At 66.8% G+C, this 16,940-nt stretch carries 13 protein-coding genes and 2 riboswitches; of the genes, 3 read left to right on the top strand and 10 right to left on the bottom strand.

The window, feature by feature from the left end:
• Positions 1 to 12 precede the first annotated feature (12 nt).
• Positions 13 to 135: riboswitch (glycine riboswitch) on the bottom strand.
• A gap of 33 nt (positions 136 to 168) precedes the next feature.
• Positions 169 to 264, bottom strand: a riboswitch (glycine riboswitch).
• Positions 265 to 347: 83 nt separating this feature from the next.
• The 5 genes from CEY08_RS09905 to CEY08_RS09885 form a co-directional block, all read right to left on the bottom strand.
• Positions 348 to 1,241 (bottom strand): ZIP family metal transporter, encoded by an 894-nt coding sequence (locus CEY08_RS09905; protein ID WP_042795180.1) that lies wholly within the window; start codon positions 1,239 to 1,241, stop codon positions 348 to 350.
• Positions 1,242 to 1,270: 29 nt separating this feature from the next.
• Entirely contained in the window at positions 1,271 to 1,885 is a 615-nt protein-coding gene (locus CEY08_RS09900; RefSeq protein WP_042795181.1) for a superoxide dismutase, read from the bottom strand.
• A gap of 142 nt (positions 1,886 to 2,027) precedes the next feature.
• A complete protein-coding gene (locus CEY08_RS09895; RefSeq protein WP_042795182.1) occupies positions 2,028 to 3,230 on the bottom strand; it encodes a BaiN/RdsA family NAD(P)/FAD-dependent oxidoreductase in 1,203 nt (400 codons plus the stop codon).
• On the bottom strand, positions 3,230 to 5,491 hold the full coding sequence (locus CEY08_RS09890; protein ID WP_063642858.1) for an arginine/lysine/ornithine decarboxylase: 2,262 nt from the start codon (positions 5,489 to 5,491) through the stop codon (positions 3,230 to 3,232). Before CEY08_RS09890 ends, CEY08_RS09895 begins: the two co-directional genes overlap by 1 nt.
• Before the next feature lie 275 nt (positions 5,492 to 5,766).
• Complete coding sequence (locus CEY08_RS09885; protein ID WP_042795184.1) at positions 5,767 to 6,219, bottom strand: hypothetical protein; 453 nt, start codon at positions 6,217 to 6,219, stop codon at positions 5,767 to 5,769.
• Positions 6,220 to 6,332: 113 nt separating this feature from the next.
• Between CEY08_RS09885 and CEY08_RS09880 the strand changes: the two genes are divergently transcribed.
• Positions 6,333 to 6,851 (top strand): GNAT family N-acetyltransferase, encoded by a 519-nt coding sequence (locus CEY08_RS09880; RefSeq protein WP_063642860.1) that lies wholly within the window; start codon positions 6,333 to 6,335, stop codon positions 6,849 to 6,851.
• A 10-nt stretch (positions 6,852 to 6,861) separates the two neighbouring features.
• Here CEY08_RS09880 and CEY08_RS09875 read toward each other — a convergent pair whose 3' ends face one another.
• Complete coding sequence (locus CEY08_RS09875) at positions 6,862 to 8,103, bottom strand: GGDEF domain-containing protein (protein ID WP_042795186.1); 1,242 nt, start codon at positions 8,101 to 8,103, stop codon at positions 6,862 to 6,864.
• Positions 8,104 to 8,269: 166 nt separating this feature from the next.
• Here CEY08_RS09875 and CEY08_RS09870 point away from each other — a divergent pair, with 166 nt between their 5' ends.
• Positions 8,270 to 9,121: a GNAT family N-acetyltransferase gene (locus CEY08_RS09870; protein ID WP_076815535.1), complete on the top strand. Its 852-nt coding sequence runs from the start codon at positions 8,270 to 8,272 to the stop codon at positions 9,119 to 9,121.
• 4 nt (positions 9,122 to 9,125) lie between these two features.
• Here the strand turns inward: CEY08_RS09870 and dcd are convergent, their stop codons facing one another.
• The 4 genes from dcd to apbC all read right to left on the bottom strand — a co-directional run bounded on the left by dcd (position 9,126) and on the right by apbC (position 16,424).
• Positions 9,126 to 9,689 (bottom strand): dCTP deaminase, encoded by a 564-nt coding sequence (gene dcd / locus CEY08_RS09865; RefSeq protein WP_041654363.1) that lies wholly within the window; start codon positions 9,687 to 9,689, stop codon positions 9,126 to 9,128.
• Positions 9,690 to 9,789: 100 nt separating this feature from the next.
• Positions 9,790 to 13,443 carry a translocation/assembly module TamB domain-containing protein gene (locus CEY08_RS09860; protein ID WP_088607640.1) on the bottom strand — a complete coding sequence of 1,218 codons (3,654 nt, stop codon included), beginning with the start codon at positions 13,441 to 13,443 and terminating at the stop codon, positions 9,790 to 9,792.
• A complete protein-coding gene (locus CEY08_RS09855; RefSeq protein WP_076815537.1) occupies positions 13,440 to 15,332 on the bottom strand; it encodes an autotransporter assembly complex protein TamA in 1,893 nt (630 codons plus the stop codon). The genes CEY08_RS09860 and CEY08_RS09855 overlap by 4 nt, the downstream gene beginning before the upstream one ends.
• Before the next feature lie 3 nt (positions 15,333 to 15,335).
• Positions 15,336 to 16,424, bottom strand: coding sequence for an iron-sulfur cluster carrier protein ApbC (gene apbC, locus CEY08_RS09850; RefSeq protein WP_076815539.1), 1,089 nt, complete (start codon positions 16,422 to 16,424; stop codon positions 15,336 to 15,338).
• A gap of 101 nt (positions 16,425 to 16,525) precedes the next feature.
• Between apbC and CEY08_RS09845 the strand changes: the two genes are divergently transcribed.
• Entirely contained in the window at positions 16,526 to 16,801 is a 276-nt protein-coding gene (locus tag CEY08_RS09845; protein WP_042797363.1) for a hypothetical protein, read from the top strand.
• Positions 16,802 to 16,940 lie beyond the last annotated feature (139 nt).

Raw genomic sequence — 16,940 nt, 5'->3', positions numbered from 1 at the left:
TACGGCTGAATCTTCCGCCCCTCTGTCCTTTTGCCTGAGAGTTGCCCCGCGTGGCGGGTTTGCACCTTCGGCGCCTGGGCTGCTCGACATGTCCCTATTTCAGGGGCGGCGCCAGGTCTCTCCAGAGTGCTGTTTTGCCGCGTCCACATGGTGAAAACCGGGACGGAGCAAGCATGGGCGGTATGGGTTACCTGAGCGATTCCGGGCGAATTGCGCCTTCGGCGGCGGCCGGACGTACAGGCCGCTCTCTCCCGCAACATGCGTGACAGCGGCGCAAGCATACAACGAAAGCCGCAGCCAGGGAATGCCCCGCCCTGCGGCCTGCCCGCGTCTTTGCGGGCCCGGTGCTAGCCCAGCGCCGTGTCCAGCAGCATCATCAACACGAATCCCAGCATCAGCCCGCAGGTCGCGTAAACCTCATGCCCCTTGCGATGCGATTCCGGAATGATTTCGTGGCTGATCACGAACAGCATGGCCCCGGCGGCAAAGCCCAGCCCCCAGGGCAGCAGCGGTTCGGACCAACCGACCACGGCCGCGCCCAGCACGGCGCCCAGGGGTTCGACCAACCCCGACAACATGCCCAACGCCACCGCGAACGCGCGCTGGTAACCCGCGGCCAGCAGCGCCACCGCCACCACCAGCCCCTCGGGAATGTCCTGGATCGCAATTCCGGTGGCCAGCGCGGTGCCGCGCATGGCGTCGTTGCCCGCGTAACCCACGCCGATGGCCAGGCCCTCGGGCAGATTATGGAGAGTGATGGCAAAGACAAACAGCCAGGTGCGGCGCAGACGGTGGGCCTCGATGCCTTCCCTGCCCTTGATGAAGTGCTCATGCGGCAGGGTGCGGTCCATAAGCAACAGCACGGCAGCCCCCAGCAGCACGGCGGCGCCCACGGTCAAGCCGGCGCCCCAGGGACCGTAGCCCAGGTCGCGGCCTGCGGCGATGCCTGGCGCCACCAACGAAAATGCGCTGGCCGCCAGCATGACGCCGGCCCCGAAGCCGAACATGCTGTCCTGCATTTTCTGCGGAATGCTGCGGGCGAACAGAATGGGCACGGTACCCAGCGCCGTGGCCGCGGCGGCCACCAGCCCGCCCAGGAGGGCATCGGCCACGTGCGGCGCGCGCACGTCCAGATAGGCCCACAGCTGGTGCAGGCCCAGGCAGGCCACCAATACCGCCAACGTCCACACGCTAATGCTGGTGGCCGCTGGCCGCACGCGATGACGGCTGAAGGTGTTCATGTGCCGCTGCCTCCTTGCGAGAGATGCGCTCAGCGCCGAGCCGCCGCGTAGCGGCGCGCCACTTCAGGCCAGTTCACGACATTGTAGAAGGCGCCGATGTACTCCGGCCTGCGGTTCTGATACTTGAGGTAATAGGCATGCTCCCACACGTCCAGGCCCAGGATGGGCGTGTTGCCCTGCATCAGCGGACTGTCCTGGTTGGCGCTGCTTTCGACCGTCAGCTTGCCCGCGGGCGTGACGGAGAGCCAGGCCCAACCGCTGCCGAACCGCGTGAGCGCGGCCTTGGTAAAGGCGTCGCGGAAGGCCGCCAGCCCGCCCAGGTCCGCTTCGATAGCCCCAGCCAACTCGCCGTCCGGCTCGCCGCCGCCTTCGGGTGACATGACGGACCAGAACAGGCTGTGGTTCGCATGGCCGCCGCCATGGTTGCGCACGGCGCCGCGGACGGCTTCGGGCAGCTGTTCCAGCCGCGCCACCAAGGATTCGACCGGTTCATCGGTCGCAATACCCGCGCCTTCCAGCGCGGCGTTCAGGCTGTTGACGTAGGTCTGATGGTGCTTGCTGTGGTGGATCTCCATCGTCATCGCATCGATATGAGGCTCCAGGGCGTCGTAGGCGTATGGCAGGGGCGGAAGGGTGTAGGCCATGAATGTCTCCGTGGGATCCGCCCTCTCTCAGAGACCAGATCAATATCGAAAACATAAATGATAAGTATTTTTATTTGATATCACAACGGCAAGCTGCCAATGCCTGCCATAGCGCCGACCTATCGGCGCCCTGGCCTTGTCGTTACAGCGCCTTGCCGCAAGCGACCCCGGAGGCCCACGCCCACTGGAAGTTGTAGCCGCCCAGCCAGCCCGTGACGTCCACGGCTTCGCCGATGAAATACAGCCCGGCGGTGGTCTTGGCCTGCATGGACTTCTGGTCCAGTCCGCGCGTATCCACCCCGCCGCGCATCACTTCGGCCTTTTTGTAGCCAGCGGTGCCGCTGGGCACCAGAGTCCATTGATGGATATCCTGCGCCAGCGCGCGCAAGGTCTTGTCCGGTGCGTCCGCCAGCCGCAGCGATGCCAGTCCCGGTTTGCCGCCCTGCTCGGCCAGGTGCAGCCAACGGTCGGCCAGACGCTTGGGCCAGAGGCCGGCCAGCACGGTATGCAGCTGTTGCCGGTTGCCGGACTTGGACGCCAGCAGTTCTTCGGCCAGATCGCGGCCTGGCGCCAGATCGACCACGATCGGTTCGCCGGGTTTCCAGTAACTGGATATCTGCAGAATGGCCGGGCCGGACAGCCCACGGTGCGTAAAAAGCAGGTCTTCGAGGAATTCGCCGCGGGTCTTGCCTTGCCCGGTGTGCAAATTGACTTCCAGGGCTACGCCGGACAATTCCGCCAGGGGCTGCCATTGCGCGGCATCGAAGGTCAGCGGCACCAGCGCGGGCCGCGGCTCCACCACCTTCAGGCCAAACTGCCGCGCGATCTTCAGGCCGAAATCCGTGGCGCCGAGCTGGGGAATCGCCATGCCGCCGGTGGCCACCACCAGCTTGGCGGCGCGGATCGGCCCCTGGCTGGTGCGTAGTTCGAAACCTTGTTCGCCATGACCGATCTCGGCCACCGAACACCCCATCCGCCATTGCACTCCGCCCGCGTCGCATTCCGCGCGCAGCATCTCGATAATGGATTCGCTGGAGTCATTGCAGAACAGCTGACCACGATGCTTCTCGTGCCAGGGGATATGGTGGCGCTTCATCAGCGCCAGGAAATCCTGCGGCGTATAGCCCGCCAGTGCCGATCGGCAGAAATGCGGGTTCTCGGAGAGGAAATTGGCGGGGCCGGCGCCGATATTGGTGAAATTGCAGCGGCCCCCGCCAGAAATGCGGATTTTCTCCGCCAGGCGCTCGGCATGGTCGACCAGCACCACGCGCAAACCGCGCTGGCCAGCGACCGCGGCACACATCATGCCAGCGGCGCCGGCGCCGAGCACTGCTACATCGAACATCAGTCTTCGATCAGGCAGTCGACGTAGTAACGCTTTTCGCCATCCGGCCCCACTTCATCGGCAAGGCCGTGGATGTAGGTTTCAAAGCCCGGGAAGCGCTGGTTGAACTCGCGCGCGAACTGCAGGTACTGGACGATGGTGCGGTTGAAGCGTTCGCCCGGAATCAGCAGCGGGATGCCTGGAGGATACGGAGTCAGCAGCACGCCGGTAACGCGGCCTTCCAGCTTGTCGATGTCGACGCGCTCGACTTCGCGATGCGCCATGCGCGCAAACGCGTCGGACGGCTTCAGCGCCGGCACCATGTCGCTCAGGTACATCTCCGTGGTCAGGCGGGCCACGTCGCGCTCGCGGTAGGCTTCGTGGATCTGCTGGCACAGGTCGCGCAGGCCCATGCGCTCATAGCGGCGATGGTCGCGGCAGAATTCAGGCAGGATGCGCCACAGCGGCTGATTGCGGTCGTAATCGTCCTTGAACTGCTGCAGGGCGGTCAGCAGCGTGTTCCAGCGGCCCTTGGTGATGCCGATGGTGAACAGGATGAAGAACGAATACAGGCCGGTCTTCTCGACCACCACGCCGTGCTCGGTCAGGTACTTGGAGACCAGCGCGGCCGGGATGCCGGTTTCACCGAAGCTGCCCGACATGTCCAGCCCCGGAGTGATGATGGTGGCCTTGATCGGGTCCAGCATGTTGAAGCCTTCGGCCATTTCGCCGAAGCCATGCCAGTGGTCGTTGGATTCAAGTATCCATTCATCGCGATTGCCGATGCCTTCGGCGACCAGGCGGTTCGGGCCCCAGACCTTGAACCACCAGTCGTTCTTGCCGAACTCGGATTCCACCTTGCGCATGGCGCGGCGGAAGTCCAGGGCTTCGCGGATGCTTTCCTCGACCAGCGCAGTGCCCCCCGGCGGCTCCATCATGGCGGCGGCCACGTCGCAGGACGCGATGATCGCGTACTGGGGCGAGGTGGACGTGTGCATGAGATAGGCTTCGTTGAAGACGTTGCGGTCGAGCTTGCGGGTCTCGGACTCCTGCACGATGATCTGCGAGGCCTGCGAAATGCCGGCCAGCAGCTTGTGCGTGGAGTGCGTGGCGAACACCATGGCATCCTGGCTGCGCGGGCGGTCCTGGCCGATGGCGTGCATGTCCTGGTAGAACTCGTGGAACGAGGCGTGCGGCAGCCACGCTTCGTCGAAGTGCAGCGTATCGACATAACTGCCCAGTTCTTTCTTGATCATTTCCACGTTGTAGATGACGCCGTCGTACGTGCTCTGCGTCAGCGTCAGGATGCGCGGATTCTTGTTGACCGCTTCGCGCGCGAAGGGATTGGCTTCAATCTTCTTGCGGATGCTCTCAGGGCTGAACTCTTCCAGCGGAATCGGGCCGATGATGCCCAGGTGGTTGCGCGTGGGGCGCAGGAACACCGGGATCGCGCCCGTCATCGTGATGGCGTGCAGGATCGACTTGTGGCAGTTCCGGTCCACCACCACCACGTCGCCGGCCGCCACGTTGGCATGCCACACCACCTTGTTGGAGGTGGAGGTGCCGTTGGTGACGAAGAAGCAGTGGTCGGCATGGAAAATACGCGCCGCATTCAGTTCGGATTCGGCCACGGGACCGGTGTGATCCAGCAGTTGGCCCAGTTCGTCCACGGCGTTGCAGACGTCCGCGCGCAGCATGTTCTCGCCGAAGAACTGGTGGAACATCTGGCCCACGGGGCTCTTCAGGAACGCCACGCCGCCGGAGTGGCCGGGGCAGTGCCAGGAATACGAGCCGTCCTGCGCGTACTTGACCAGCTCGCGGAAGAACGGCGGCGGCAGGCTGTCGACGTAGCTGCGGGCTTCGCGGATGATGTGGCGCGCCACGAATTCGGGCGTGTCCTCGAACATGTGGATGAAGCCGTGCAGTTCGCGCAGGATGTCGTTCGGGATGTGCTCGGAGGTACGCGTCTCGCCATACAGGTAGATGGGGATGTCGGCGTTGCGGAAGCGCAGCTCGCCGATGAAGGCGCGCAGGTTCTTGATGGCGCTGGCCACGTCCTCGGGCGAATCCACGTCGAACTCTTCGTCGTCGATCGACAGGATAAAGGCGCTGGCCCGGCTCTGCTGCTGGGCGAACGAGCTCAGGTCGCCATAACTGGTCACCCCGATCACCTCGACGCCCTCGGCCTCGATCGCCGCGGACAGGGCGCGGATACCCAGACCGGACGCGTTCTCGGAACGGTAGTCTTCGTCGATGATGAAAATGGGGAAGCGGAATTTCATGCAGGCGCTCCTGGGGGCAAGGCGGGTTCGGACGCGAATCGCGGCGCGAGTGTACTTCTAGTAAAAATCCGCCTGATGACAGACGGCGCGAGCACCCGCCAGGGCGGCGGGAATGGCCGAATTGTAGGACTGTTTTTCTTACAGTCCTAAGGGAAATCCCGGAAAGGCCCCGAAAGCCCCGGACGGCCGTTGTCATCGCGCCAAAAGCGGCCGCTTTCAGCACAGAGGCGCCGGCCGCGCGGGGGAGCAAACCCGGCGCGGGAAGAGCCGGGATGCTAGCGGATGGTGCGAGCCTCGCCCGCCTGCAACGCGGTCAGGAACTGCTCGAAATAAGGCGGGATGGCCTCGGCTGACCCGTAGCGGATGCGCCGTTCGACCTTGGCGATGGCGCCGAAGCAGACTTCGGTGCCGGGATCGCCGCAGACCAGCACCACGGGGTCCTCGTCGTCACAGACTTCGTACAGGCCGCCGTGCGCGCGACGCCCCACCTCGTAGAGATAGGCGGCTGCACCGACAGTTTGCATGGGGGTGAGAGGCAAGGTGCCGACGTGGGCGGCCTCGAGCGCTTCGTCCAGCGCATGGACGCTGGACGGTGTGTAGTCCAGCACGGCGCCGGTTGGACCGGCTGCCTGGACGAAGTCCTGCGCGGCACCCGCCACGCGCGCCACGAACTCTTCCTGGACTTCGTCGCGCTTGGCGTCCTGGTTTGTCTTGAGGAAACCGAACATCATTGGCTCCTTTGTGAAAACCGCAAGCGGCGTTAAGACCATTATAGGCAGCGGGTCCCTCTATACTGCCCAAACCGCAACCGAACGTTCCCAATTCCCAACACTTGCCGCCGATGCTCCCTCCCCTGGTCCGACGCCTGATTCCCGCCGATGCCGCGGCGCTGCGCCAATTACGCCTGGACGCCCTGGTGGAAACCCCTGAATCCTTCGGATCGAGTTACGAAGAGGAACACACGCTGACATTGGAGGACATCCGCACCTGGATCCAGCCCTCGGACGACAGCGCGATGTTCGGCGTATTTCACGGCGAGGTCCTGGCCGGCATGGTCGGCGTGGGCCGGCAGCGCAAACTGAAGATGCGCCACAAGGCGCATATCTGGAGCATGTACGTGGCGCCGTCGCATCGCGGCCAAGGCCTGGCCCGGCAGTTGATGCAGGCGGCGATCACCCACGCAGCGGGCATGCGCGGCATCCGCCAGGTGCAGTTGAGCGTGACTGCCAACAACCTGGCCGCCACCGCGCTGTATCTCAGCCTGGGATTCACGGAGTATGGACGCGAGCGCGAAGCGCTGTGCGTGAACGGCGACCTCTACGATGAAGCGTTGATGGCGCTGCCGCTGGACGGCAAATAGCCCGGCGGATTCACGCCGCGCTCGGCCGCCGCCGCGTGCTGTAGGCCCGCACCTGATTCCGGCCGCCGCCCTTGGCCTGGTAGAGCGCCTGGTCGGCCGCCTTGATCACCGACTCCGGCGCGCGCAGGGCTTCGCTGCGCTCGGCCACGCCGATGCTGACCGTCACCCGCAGCGGGCGCGCATTGCGGGCATCGCGTCCGCCGCGGCGGCGCAGGCCGATCTGGTCCGCCTTGGGACGCGCCGGCTTGTCGCGCAGCCGCATCTGGTAGGCCTCGATGGCGCGCCGGACGCTTTCAAGGTGCGGCATGCTTTCCGCCGCCGTCTTGCCCGGAAACACCAGTGTGAATTCCTCGCCGCCATAGCGATAGGCCCGGCCGCCGCCAGGCACGCGCCGCAGCTGGGCAGCCACCATGCGCAATACTTGGTCGCCCACATCGTGCCCATGGGTGTCGTTGAACGCCTTGAAGTTGTCGACGTCGGCCATCGCCAGGGTATAGACGCGGCCCATGCGCTGCAGCCTTTCGTTCAGCGCGCGCCGGCCGGGCAGGCCCGTGAGCTCGTCGCGAAACGCCATGTGGAAGCCTTCGTGCGCCAGCGAGACGCACAGCGCCGTCAAGGCCGCGGTGGACATCAGCGCCAATTCGACGGGATGCTCGGCCCCGCGCGGCAAGGCCCACGCCATGCAGACAAAGCCCAGCCACTGCCCGGCCTGCTGCGGACGCCCATAGCGCAAAAGCAGCAGCGTCAGCGTCAGGCCCGTGGCCAGCAGCGCGATCAGCCCTTCGATGGGTACGCTCAGGTGCGCCAGCCTGCCCTGCACGGACAGCATGCCGAGCAGATCGGCCATGCCGTCCTTGCCGGCGAGCGCGATGGCCGCCGCGCCGGCCGCGATGAGGCCGATGCGGGCGGCCAGGTCCAGCAACATGCTGGAGCGTTCGGACCACAGGGCGTTGATGGTGTAGGCCAATGACCACCAGGCCAGCACCGGCCCCACGGCCCAGGGCGCATCCCGGGCCAGCGCCGGCCAGGCCGCGGTGGCCGCCAGCACGCTGAGCATCAGCACCATGGTCTGCGCGCGCTGGTACATCAGGCACACGGCGACGCCGATCAGCGCCATCACCCAGGGCACGAACGGCACGATTTGCGTCAGGGCTGGCGGCCATTCCCGCCACAGCAGCAGCCCCACCGCCGCGGCCACGGGCAGCGCAGGGTAGAACAACAGAGGCAGCCAGGGGATATGGGGGTAACGCACGGATCGGGGCTTTTCTAACGCTTGCGGAAATGACGTCGCCAAATCGGCAAACACATGTACTGTCATTTACGGACGCGGCGGTGGTGTTCTTTAGCGCGTTTACACGCAACACCGGACGCGGCGGCCATGATATGTTTTCCGCCTCCACCCAGCGGACGATCCCCGAATGCGCATCCTGGTCAACATCGACGTTCCCGATCTGGAACACGCCATCGACTTCTACCACCGCGCTTTCGGCCTGACGCTGCGACGCAGGCTGGGACCGAAGGCGGCCGAAATGCTGGGCGCCGAGGCGCCCATCTACCTACTGGAAAAAGCGGCGGGCACGCCAGCCGCCGGCGCGACACGCCAACCTCGCGACTACGCGCGCCACTGGACGCCGGTGCACCTGGACGTGGTGGTGGAGGACGCGGACCGCGCAGTGCAACAGGCCGTGGCTGCCGGCGCGCGCCTGGAGGATCCCGCCGTCTCGCACGCCTGGGGCCGCATCGCGCATCTGAGCGACCCCTACGGACACGGCATCTGCATCCTGCAGTTCCTGGGCCGGGGCTACGACGAGGTGGCAACGCCGCAACTGCGGTACTCGCCCGTCTCGGAGGCCGACTTCGAGGATCTGCTGGCGCTGCGCATCGAAGCCATGCGCGAGAGCCTGGAACGCCTGGGACGCTTCGATCCGCAACGCGCGCGCTCGCGCCTGCGCAGCACATTCCGGCCGGAACATACCTGGTCCATCGAGCGGGATGACCAACGGATAGGCTTCTACGCCCTGCGTCCGGATGGCGACGGTTTACGCCTGGACCACCTGTACATCCGCCCTGCCGCGCAAGGCCTCGGACTGGGCGGGCAGGTCTTGGGGCGCATCCTGCAGGAGGCCGACAGCCGAGGGCTGCCGGTAAGCCTGAGCGCGCTGCGCGACAGCGATTCGAACCGCTTCTATCGCCGTCACGGATTCGTCCAGACCGGCGAAAGCGAATGGGATATCGACTACCTGCGCCCGGCGCCCGGAAAAGCGGACTGAGGTTTCAGGTACGCGGCAGGGTCACGCCACGCTGGCCCTGGTACTTGCCGCCGCGGTCACGGTAGGACGTCTCGCAGACCTCGTCGCTTTCCAGGAACAGCATCTGCGCGCAGCCCTCGCCGGCATAGATCTTGGCCGGCAGCGGCGTGGTGTTCGAGAACTCCAGCGTGACGTGGCCTTCCCATTCGGGTTCCAGCGGCGTGACGTTGACGATGATGCCGCAGCGCGCGTAGGTGCTCTTGCCCAGGCAGACCGTCAGGACGCTGCGCGGGATGCGGAAATACTCGACCGTGCGCGCCAGCGCGAAGGAATTGGGCGGAATGATGCAGACATCGCCCTTAAAATCCACGAACGAGCCTTCGTCGAAGTTCTTGGGATCGACGATGGTGGAATTGATGTTCGTGAAGATCTTGAACTCGTCGGCGCAGCGCACGTCGTAGCCGTAGCTGCTGGTGCCGTAGCTGACGATGCGCCCGCCATTGGCTGTGCGGACCTGCCCTGCCTCGAAGGGTTCGATCATGCCGGCTTCGGCCTGGCGGCGGATCCAGCGGTCGCTTTTGATGCTCATGGTGGGAATGGTGCTAGGGAATGGAACGGACGCCATTTTATCCCGAGCGCGGGCGCGCTGCCCGAGACGGCCGGACGGAAGGCTCCCGCCCGGCTTCGTCTCAGTTGCCCCAGAAGGTCCGGTAGACCAGCGCAATCCCGTTGACCGCCCCGCCCTTCAGGTCCACCGACAGTCCGCGCGCCAGCCGGTAGCTGGCCCGGCCCACGGTATCGGTGCCAGACAGCGCCTGCTCGACGCTCAGGGTGATGCCGTTGGCGAAGGTCTTGCTGGCCACCAGGAATTGCGTGGCCAGCTGGCTGTCGCTGTCGCGGTTCACGTCGCCGGCCACCGTGCGGTCCGGCAGGATGCTGCCCGAACTGCCAATGTTGCCCGTCTTGATGCTGACGTCGTCCAGGCCGAATTGCTTATAGAACGGCTGCCCGCCCCCAAGCAGCGCCGTACCCACGGACATCAGCAGCGCGGCGTCGCCACCGCTTTCGTCCGGGCCGCGGCCCAGCAGCAGCCAGGACAGTTTTTCCACGTCGCTGACGTCCGGGTAGGACACCAGGTCGATGCGCGGCCGCTGCGCGGTGCCGACCACCTTGACGCCCGCCTCGACCTGTTCGCCCGTGCGCAGCGCCTCGATGTCGAGCAACGGATTGTCCAGGCGGCCCTGGAAGGTCAGCGTGCCGCGGCTCAACCGCAGCTTCTGGCCGTAGGCCTCGATGCCGCCGCCGCGGGTGCGCAGCGCGCCCACGCCGGTCAGCCGGCCGTCCTGCAGCAGGATCTGGATGGAGCCCAGCAGGCCGGCGTCCAGCCCCATGCCGGTGATGTAGAAGCGCGGCCCCATGTCGAACTTCAGGTTCATGCTGGTCTGTAGCGGCGTGGAGACCGTGCCGGGATCGTCGCCCGGCCGACGCACCTTGACGTCGTCGTCCAGCGACGGCACCCCCTGGAGGATCTCCAGGCTGAACCAGCCTGCGTCCGCCTTCAGGTCGCCCATGATGTCGATGCGCGGCATGGCTGCCTTCACGTCGATGACGCCGGACACCATGGCGTAACGGTCCGAGCGCTGTAACGCCGGGAAGCGGTACAGCGTCAGCCGGATGTCACCGCCGCCGTCGATGAAATTCCATTGCCCCTTGGCCTCGGCGTAGCCGCCCTTGGCCTCCGGATTGGTCGTGATCCATTCCTTGGTGCGCCATTCGGCCGGCATCACGCGCAGCGAAGCCGGGAAACGCAGGCTCTCCAGCACCACCCGGTCCCCGTCCAGGCGAGCGGACAACGTGCCGTCGATAAGCCGCACACCGTCGTCGATCCGCACCACGCGCAGCTTGTCGCCGCGGATGTTGCCGCTGGCTGCCCATTTCCCCGCCAGCGTCCCCTGGGCTTCCAGATTGGCCTTGATGGTCCCGCCAACCTCCATCGAATCCCCTACGAACAGACTGACCCAGGCCAGGTCGGCGATGTCGGCGTCCAGTTTGGCTCGCAGCGGTTGCCGCGGGTCCAGCGCCATGCCGCCCTTGGCGTCGACCACCAGCACGGCCGTGCCGGTACCGTTGATGACGCCCATCTTGTCGGTCGCCAGGTTGACCTTGGCGTCCAGGCGGCTGGCGTTGGCGGAGGTCGGCGTGGCGGTCAGGTCGAGCACCAATGTCTTCAGCCCCAGCGGAATGGGAGGGTCGCCCGGTATCAGCAGGTCGCCTTCGCGGCGCGCGATGCGTGCCTTGCCGCCGAGCCGACCGTCGAACTTCAGGTCCCACAGCACGTCCAGCGCAATGCGGCGCTGACCCTCCGGCACCATGGCGTTCACGCGGCTTGGCCGCTTGCCCAGCTTGGCGGCGGCTTCGGGGTCGATGGCGCCGATCACCTGCCGCGCCATGGCGGCAGTGATCACCAGGTTGTCGGCCTGGCCTGCGGTTTCCCAACGCTTGCCGCCTCCCCGCGACCCTCGGTGCGCCAGGACCACGCGTTCCTTGCCGGGCAAGGTCAGACTCAGCGCCGTCTGCCCGACCTGCCACTGCCATTGCGGCTCCGCGGCGGAGGGCACGTAGGCCAACGAGACCGGCCGATCCACCCCCACGGCAAAACCGGCGGTCTCCGCCGTCAAACGCGAGAACGAACCGCGCCATCCGGAGAGGGCGGCATCGGGCGTGCCGGCCTGCCCCTTGCCCCAGGCGCCAGTGAAAGCAATGTTGGCCTTGGCGGGGGCCTCCCCCAGCACGCCCGGCCGCGGCTTGGGCGGCGTATAGCCGGCCGAAAGCTCGCCGCGGTGCGCGGCCAGCGTCCCTGCCAGCTTGCCCTTCAATTCCGCGCCACCGGGAATGCCGGGCCAGAATGCGTCCAGCTGGGGCGCCTTGGCATCCAGGGTCAGCGCGCCGTCCTTGGCGTCCAGCTCACCCGTGGCCTGGATACGGTTGCGGCCCAGCTTCAGGTCCACGTCCAGGCCGTGGATGCGCAGACCGGCCAGCGGATCGGCTTCGGCAGCGGCGGCAGCGGCGGCATTGGCAGCGGCGGCGGCCGCGATGTCGACCTGGGCCTTGAGCGCGCCCGTCAAGGGCTGCTTGTTCCAGCGCGTGCCCTCTTCGAATCGCAGGTCCACCGCGGCATGGCGCAGCTGGCTCAGGTTCTCGATGTCAGCCTGCACATCGCCCCGCACGGTCAGCACGGCGGGCGGGATGTCCTTGCCGAGCCAGGGCGACAGATCCAGGCGCTGCGCGCTTATCGTGCCCGCAATACGGTCGCGGCCTGCTCCCTGCGCGGTATCCGATTGCAGGTCGAGTTGAGCGGCCAGGGTGGATTTGTCGGGCAACTGCGCCCGCGCCCGGGCGCTGCGCAGCACCAGCGGCGTGCGCGGCGCCAGATCGGCCGTCACATCCAGCAGCAGCCCGGAGCCTTCACCGTCCAGCTTGGCCTGGATGCCATCCAGCGAGCCGGCCGCATCCGCGCGCAACACGACCTGGCAGGCAGCCCGGGGCGGTTCGGCGGAGTCCGCGCGGACACCGGCCTTGGGATCGGCTTTGGCGTCCGCTTTGGCGTCCGGCTTCTTGCCGGCGCCCGCAGGACGCTCATACACGCTGCTCAGCTTGTCGGCCTCGCACAGCGGAGAATCGGGGCCGGTTCCAAGCGCCGTCACGTCCAGGCGCGCGGTAAACGGCCAGGGGTCCGCCATGCCTTGCAGGTCGGCCTGGCCGGCGATGTCCGCCTGCGCAAGCGCGTGACCCACGCGCAGGCTGGCGACGCGCAACTGCGCGCCCTGCTTGCCTGCGGCAAATGTGGCGTCCAGGTTACCCAGGCTCACCGGCAGGGGCTGGCCGTCCTGTTCGAGCTGGAAGTCACCGAGGGCCAGCCGGTCCACGGCAATGTCCACCGGCAACGAGGGCAGCGTGAACGGCTCACCGTCGTCTTGCGCCGGCGCGGTATCGGCCGTCGCGGGTAGCGAAATATGCACCGATCCCGCCGATACTTCGCGCACGTGCAGCAGGCGGTCGCCCAGGGCGCGCCAGTTCACATCCAAACGCAGATCGGTGAGGTCCACGCGGGTGCCGCCGGCATCCAGCTCCAGCTTGCCGACCGAGACGCCGCGCAGCAACGAGCCGTTCACCTCCAGCGCCTGCCCGTTCAGTTGCTGCGCTGCCGTGGTCAACAGCAGCCGCGTTCCGTTCTGCGAGCCGACCAGCCAGAACAGGAATCCTCCCGCCAGCACGGCCAGCATGGCCAGGCCCGGCAACCACCACACCAGCACATGGCGCAGGAATTTGCGCAAACCCTTCAAAACGCGATCCCCAAGGAAAAATGCAGGCGCAGGTCGCGGTCGCGCTGGCCGTATGCGACGTCCAGGAACAAGGGGCCGGCCGGCGTGCGTACCCGCGCGCCAACGCCATAGCCCACCGCCATCGACATGTCGCCGAACGATTCCGCGGCGTCGCCGGCGTCCACGAACACGCCCATGCCCCAGCGTTCATTGAAGTAGTGGTCGTACTCGATGCTGCCGACCAGCAGCGTGGGCGCGCCCACCACGGCGTCGTCTTGCTTCACGCCTATGCTTTGGTACTTGTAGCCGCGGATGGAGCGCGCGCCGCCCGTGCGAAAGCCAAAGTCGTCCGGCACCCGCACCTTGCTGTTGGACCACACCCGGCCGACTTCGCCGCGCACGGTCAGCACGTCCAGCCTGCCGACAGGCCACCATTTCTGCGCCCTCAGCCGGGCACGGGTGTAGGGTTCGCCGGTATCGAGCGTCACGCCCACGCCGCCGCCGACGGCGATCAGGTTGCCCTCGCGCGGATCGTACTTGTTGTCCACATCGCGACGCAGCCATTCGGCCGTCGCGGTCAGGGTCGGCAGCTTGTACTGGTCGCCGCCGTCGATCTTCACATGGTCTTGCGCCAGCAGCAGGCCCCAGCGGGTCTCGTATTCGACCCGGCTGTCGCCCGCGCCCTTGCGCTCCTGCAGGCGCGTCGCGCCCAGGGCGTAACGCGTGACATCCAGCCCCTGGATATCGGAATGGTCGAACAGCACGCCGAAGGAATCCTTGTAGCCTCGTTCGTTCGGGGGCAACAGGAAGTCCGTGTAGGCGCGCTGCTGCAGCCGGTCCACGCTGAAACCCGTCTCCATGGTGACAGGCTGGCCGAACACCACGTTCTGCCGGTAGAGCGACTCCACGCGCAGGCCGGCCTCGTCGTCGACCCCGATGGACCCGGTGAAGCGCTTGGGCGGCGCTTCGACCACCCGCACCTGCACGGGCAGGGTCACCTCGCCATCCGAGTCATAGGCCGGCGGCGGAGGCGGCATGGCGCCGGACACGGCGGGATCGCCCGCCGGCGTGGCCGCGGCCAGGCCGGTCGACCCTGGCGCGCGCGCGCGGTCGGCGTTGGGCTCGGGCGTCGGCTGCGCGTTGCCCGGCTGCTCCAGCGATACGAACGCGCCGCGGAAGAAGGCGGTGGATTGCAGGTCCTGTTGCCAGGTGTCCAGCTTGTTCTGGTCATAGGCGGCGCCGGGCGAATAGCGCACGTAGCGCTCGACGAGTTTCTCCGGCACCCGCTTCAGGCCTTCGGTGGTGAGCTCCCCCATGCGGACCTGGGGGCCGCTGTCTATCGTGACGCGCAGCGCGGCAGACGCCGCGTCTGCCTCGATTTCGGCCTCGGACGCGGTCATGCGCGCCAGCATGAAGTCGCGCGAAGACACCGCGTCCAGCAGATTCGACTTGGCCTTGTTCCAATCGCTGTTGATGAAGGGCTGGCCCGCCTTGAGCTGCCAGTCGTCACGCAGCTTCTGCACCCGTGTGGCGAACTCGGGCCGGGTAATGCGGCCGGTGAACTTGAGGTCCACGGACGAGACCGTGGTGCGCTTGCCGGAGACAATGCTGATGTCCCAGGTTTCCCCGCCGATATCGGTGCCGGCCTCGAGCTTCACCGTGGGTGAAAAATAGCCCTGGGTGGCCAGGGCCGCCAGCGTCGCGTCGCGCGCGCGCCGGCGCAGGCGGTTGATTTCACCGCCGTCCTGGTCCTCTGCCAGCCGCGCGATCGCGTCGACCGCCTCGGTGATCGCCTGCAGGGCGGCCGGCGGCACGCCGCCGGGATCCACGATGATCTCCGGGCGTTTGGCCAAGGCCTCGCCCGTCATCATGAAAAGTCCTGCCAAGAAGGCGCGGGCTGCCCACCGCATGCGTCAGGTCGGTTGCTGCACGACGATGGACGGGAATTTCCCGGCCATGTCGCGGGGAAGCGCTGCCACGCCAGCCGCCAGCTTGCGGGCGATGCCGCGGTAGAGGGCGGCGGCTTCGCTGCCCGGGTCGGACACCACGGTCGGCGAGCCCGCGTCGGTCTGTTCGCGGATCGCCAGGGTCAGCGGCAGGCTGCCCAGCCAGGGCGTTTGGTATTGCTCGGCCATGCGCTGGCCCCCGCCCTCGCCGAAGATGTGCTCGGCATGCCCGCACTGCGAGCAGATGTGGATGGCCATGTTCTCGACCACGCCCAGGATCGGCACGTCGACCTTCTGGAACATGCGCAAACCCTTGCGCGCGTCCAGCAACGCCACGTCCTGCGGCGTAGTGACGATGACCGCACCCACGACTGGCACCTTTTGCGCCAACGTCAGGGCCACATCGCCCGTGCCCGGGGGCATATCGACGATCAGGTAGTCGAGATCGCGCCAGTTGGTCTGGCGCAGCAGCTGCTCCAGCGCCTGAGTCACCATGGGGCCGCGCCAGATGGCGGGCGAATCGGCGTCGATGAGAAAGCCGATGGAGTTGGCTTGCAGGCCGTGGCCGGTGAGCGGCTCCATGCTTTTGTTGTCCAGGCTTTCAGGACGACCGGAGATACCCAGCATGGTCGGCACGCTGGGACCGTAGATATCGGCATCCAGCACGCCCACCTTGGCCCCCTCGGCCGCCAGGGCCAAAGCCAGGTTCACGGCCGTGGTGCTCTTGCCCACCCCGCCCTTGCCGGAGGCCACTGCAATAATGTTGCGCACATTGGGCAGCGGCTTCAGGCCTTTCTGCACCGCATGGGCAGCGACCTTCCAGGTTACGTCGACCTGAGCGTCGGCCACGCCAGCCGCGGCCAGCGCCGCCACGGCGGCGTCGCGCACCTGCGCGCGCACGGCGTCGGCCGGATAACCCAGTTCCAGCGACAGCGAAACACGCCCACCGTCCAGCTTGATGTCACGATCTCTTACAGAAACACCCAAATCCATACCGGTCTTCGGGTCTTGCGCGGCGCGCAGCGCGGCGCGAATTTGTTCTATCGTTATACTCATGTCACTATGGTTCCGTAGGCAGCGCGGCTTCTGCGGGCCGCCATCCCCTAAAGGATAGCGGATACCCGGGAACCTTTCGCTGCGTTTTGCATCCGATCTTCATGACCAACACACTTATCCGCTTCTTTCGTGCCGTCCTATTCGCCGCCCTGGCCTTGATCGGCATGGCGATGGCGCTGGTGTTCATGCTTTCCACGGCGATCGCCGTGGCGATCCTGTACGTGGTCGCCAAGGTGCGCGGCAAACCTTTCGGCGTGCGCGCCTATTGGAGCCAGCGCCAAGGCGCCCGCCCGGGACCGTTCCAGCCCGCCACCGCCCCCTTCGCCACGCAGCCGCGCGGCGATGTGATCGACGTCGAAGCCCGCGAAATCCGCTGACGGCGGCTTTCCAGCATGCTTGCGCCGCCCCCGGCGCAGGCGGGCCGGGGTTTGATCCGCCCCCTGGCCGAGCTGCCGCATCCGCCGCAGGTTCCCCTCACATTGCAACCCGCCCGATTCGCCCGCCGCGAAGGGCGGG

It is taken from the genome of Achromobacter insolitus, from assembly GCF_002209555.1.
GTDB lineage: Bacteria > Pseudomonadota > Gammaproteobacteria > Burkholderiales > Burkholderiaceae_B > Achromobacter > Achromobacter insolitus.
The sequence above is the reverse complement of the archived record's forward strand: the minus strand, read 5'-3'. Positions and strand labels throughout refer to the sequence as shown.

Coding starts and splice junctions, on each gene's coding strand:
- apbC (WP_076815539.1), bottom strand. CDS start 16,424: ATGAGTATAACGATAGAACAAATTCGCGCCGCGCTGCGCGCCGCGCAA.
- CEY08_RS09895 (WP_042795182.1), bottom strand. CDS start 3,230: ATGTTCGATGTAGCAGTGCTCGGCGCCGGCGCCGCTGGCATGATGTGT.
- CEY08_RS09870 (WP_076815535.1), top strand. CDS start 8,270: ATGCGCATCCTGGTCAACATCGACGTTCCCGATCTGGAACACGCCATC.
- CEY08_RS09885 (WP_042795184.1), bottom strand. CDS start 6,219: ATGTTCGGTTTCCTCAAGACAAACCAGGACGCCAAGCGCGACGAAGTC.
- CEY08_RS09880 (WP_063642860.1), top strand. CDS start 6,333: ATGCTCCCTCCCCTGGTCCGACGCCTGATTCCCGCCGATGCCGCGGCG.
- CEY08_RS09900 (WP_042795181.1), bottom strand. CDS start 1,885: ATGGCCTACACCCTTCCGCCCCTGCCATACGCCTACGACGCCCTGGAG.
- CEY08_RS09905 (WP_042795180.1), bottom strand. CDS start 1,241: ATGAACACCTTCAGCCGTCATCGCGTGCGGCCAGCGGCCACCAGCATT.
- CEY08_RS09890 (WP_063642858.1), bottom strand. CDS start 5,491: ATGAAATTCCGCTTCCCCATTTTCATCATCGACGAAGACTACCGTTCC.
- dcd (WP_041654363.1), bottom strand. CDS start 9,689: ATGAGCATCAAAAGCGACCGCTGGATCCGCCGCCAGGCCGAAGCCGGC.
- CEY08_RS09845 (WP_042797363.1), top strand. CDS start 16,526: ATGACCAACACACTTATCCGCTTCTTTCGTGCCGTCCTATTCGCCGCC.
- CEY08_RS09855 (WP_076815537.1), bottom strand. CDS start 15,332: ATGCGGTGGGCAGCCCGCGCCTTCTTGGCAGGACTTTTCATGATGACG.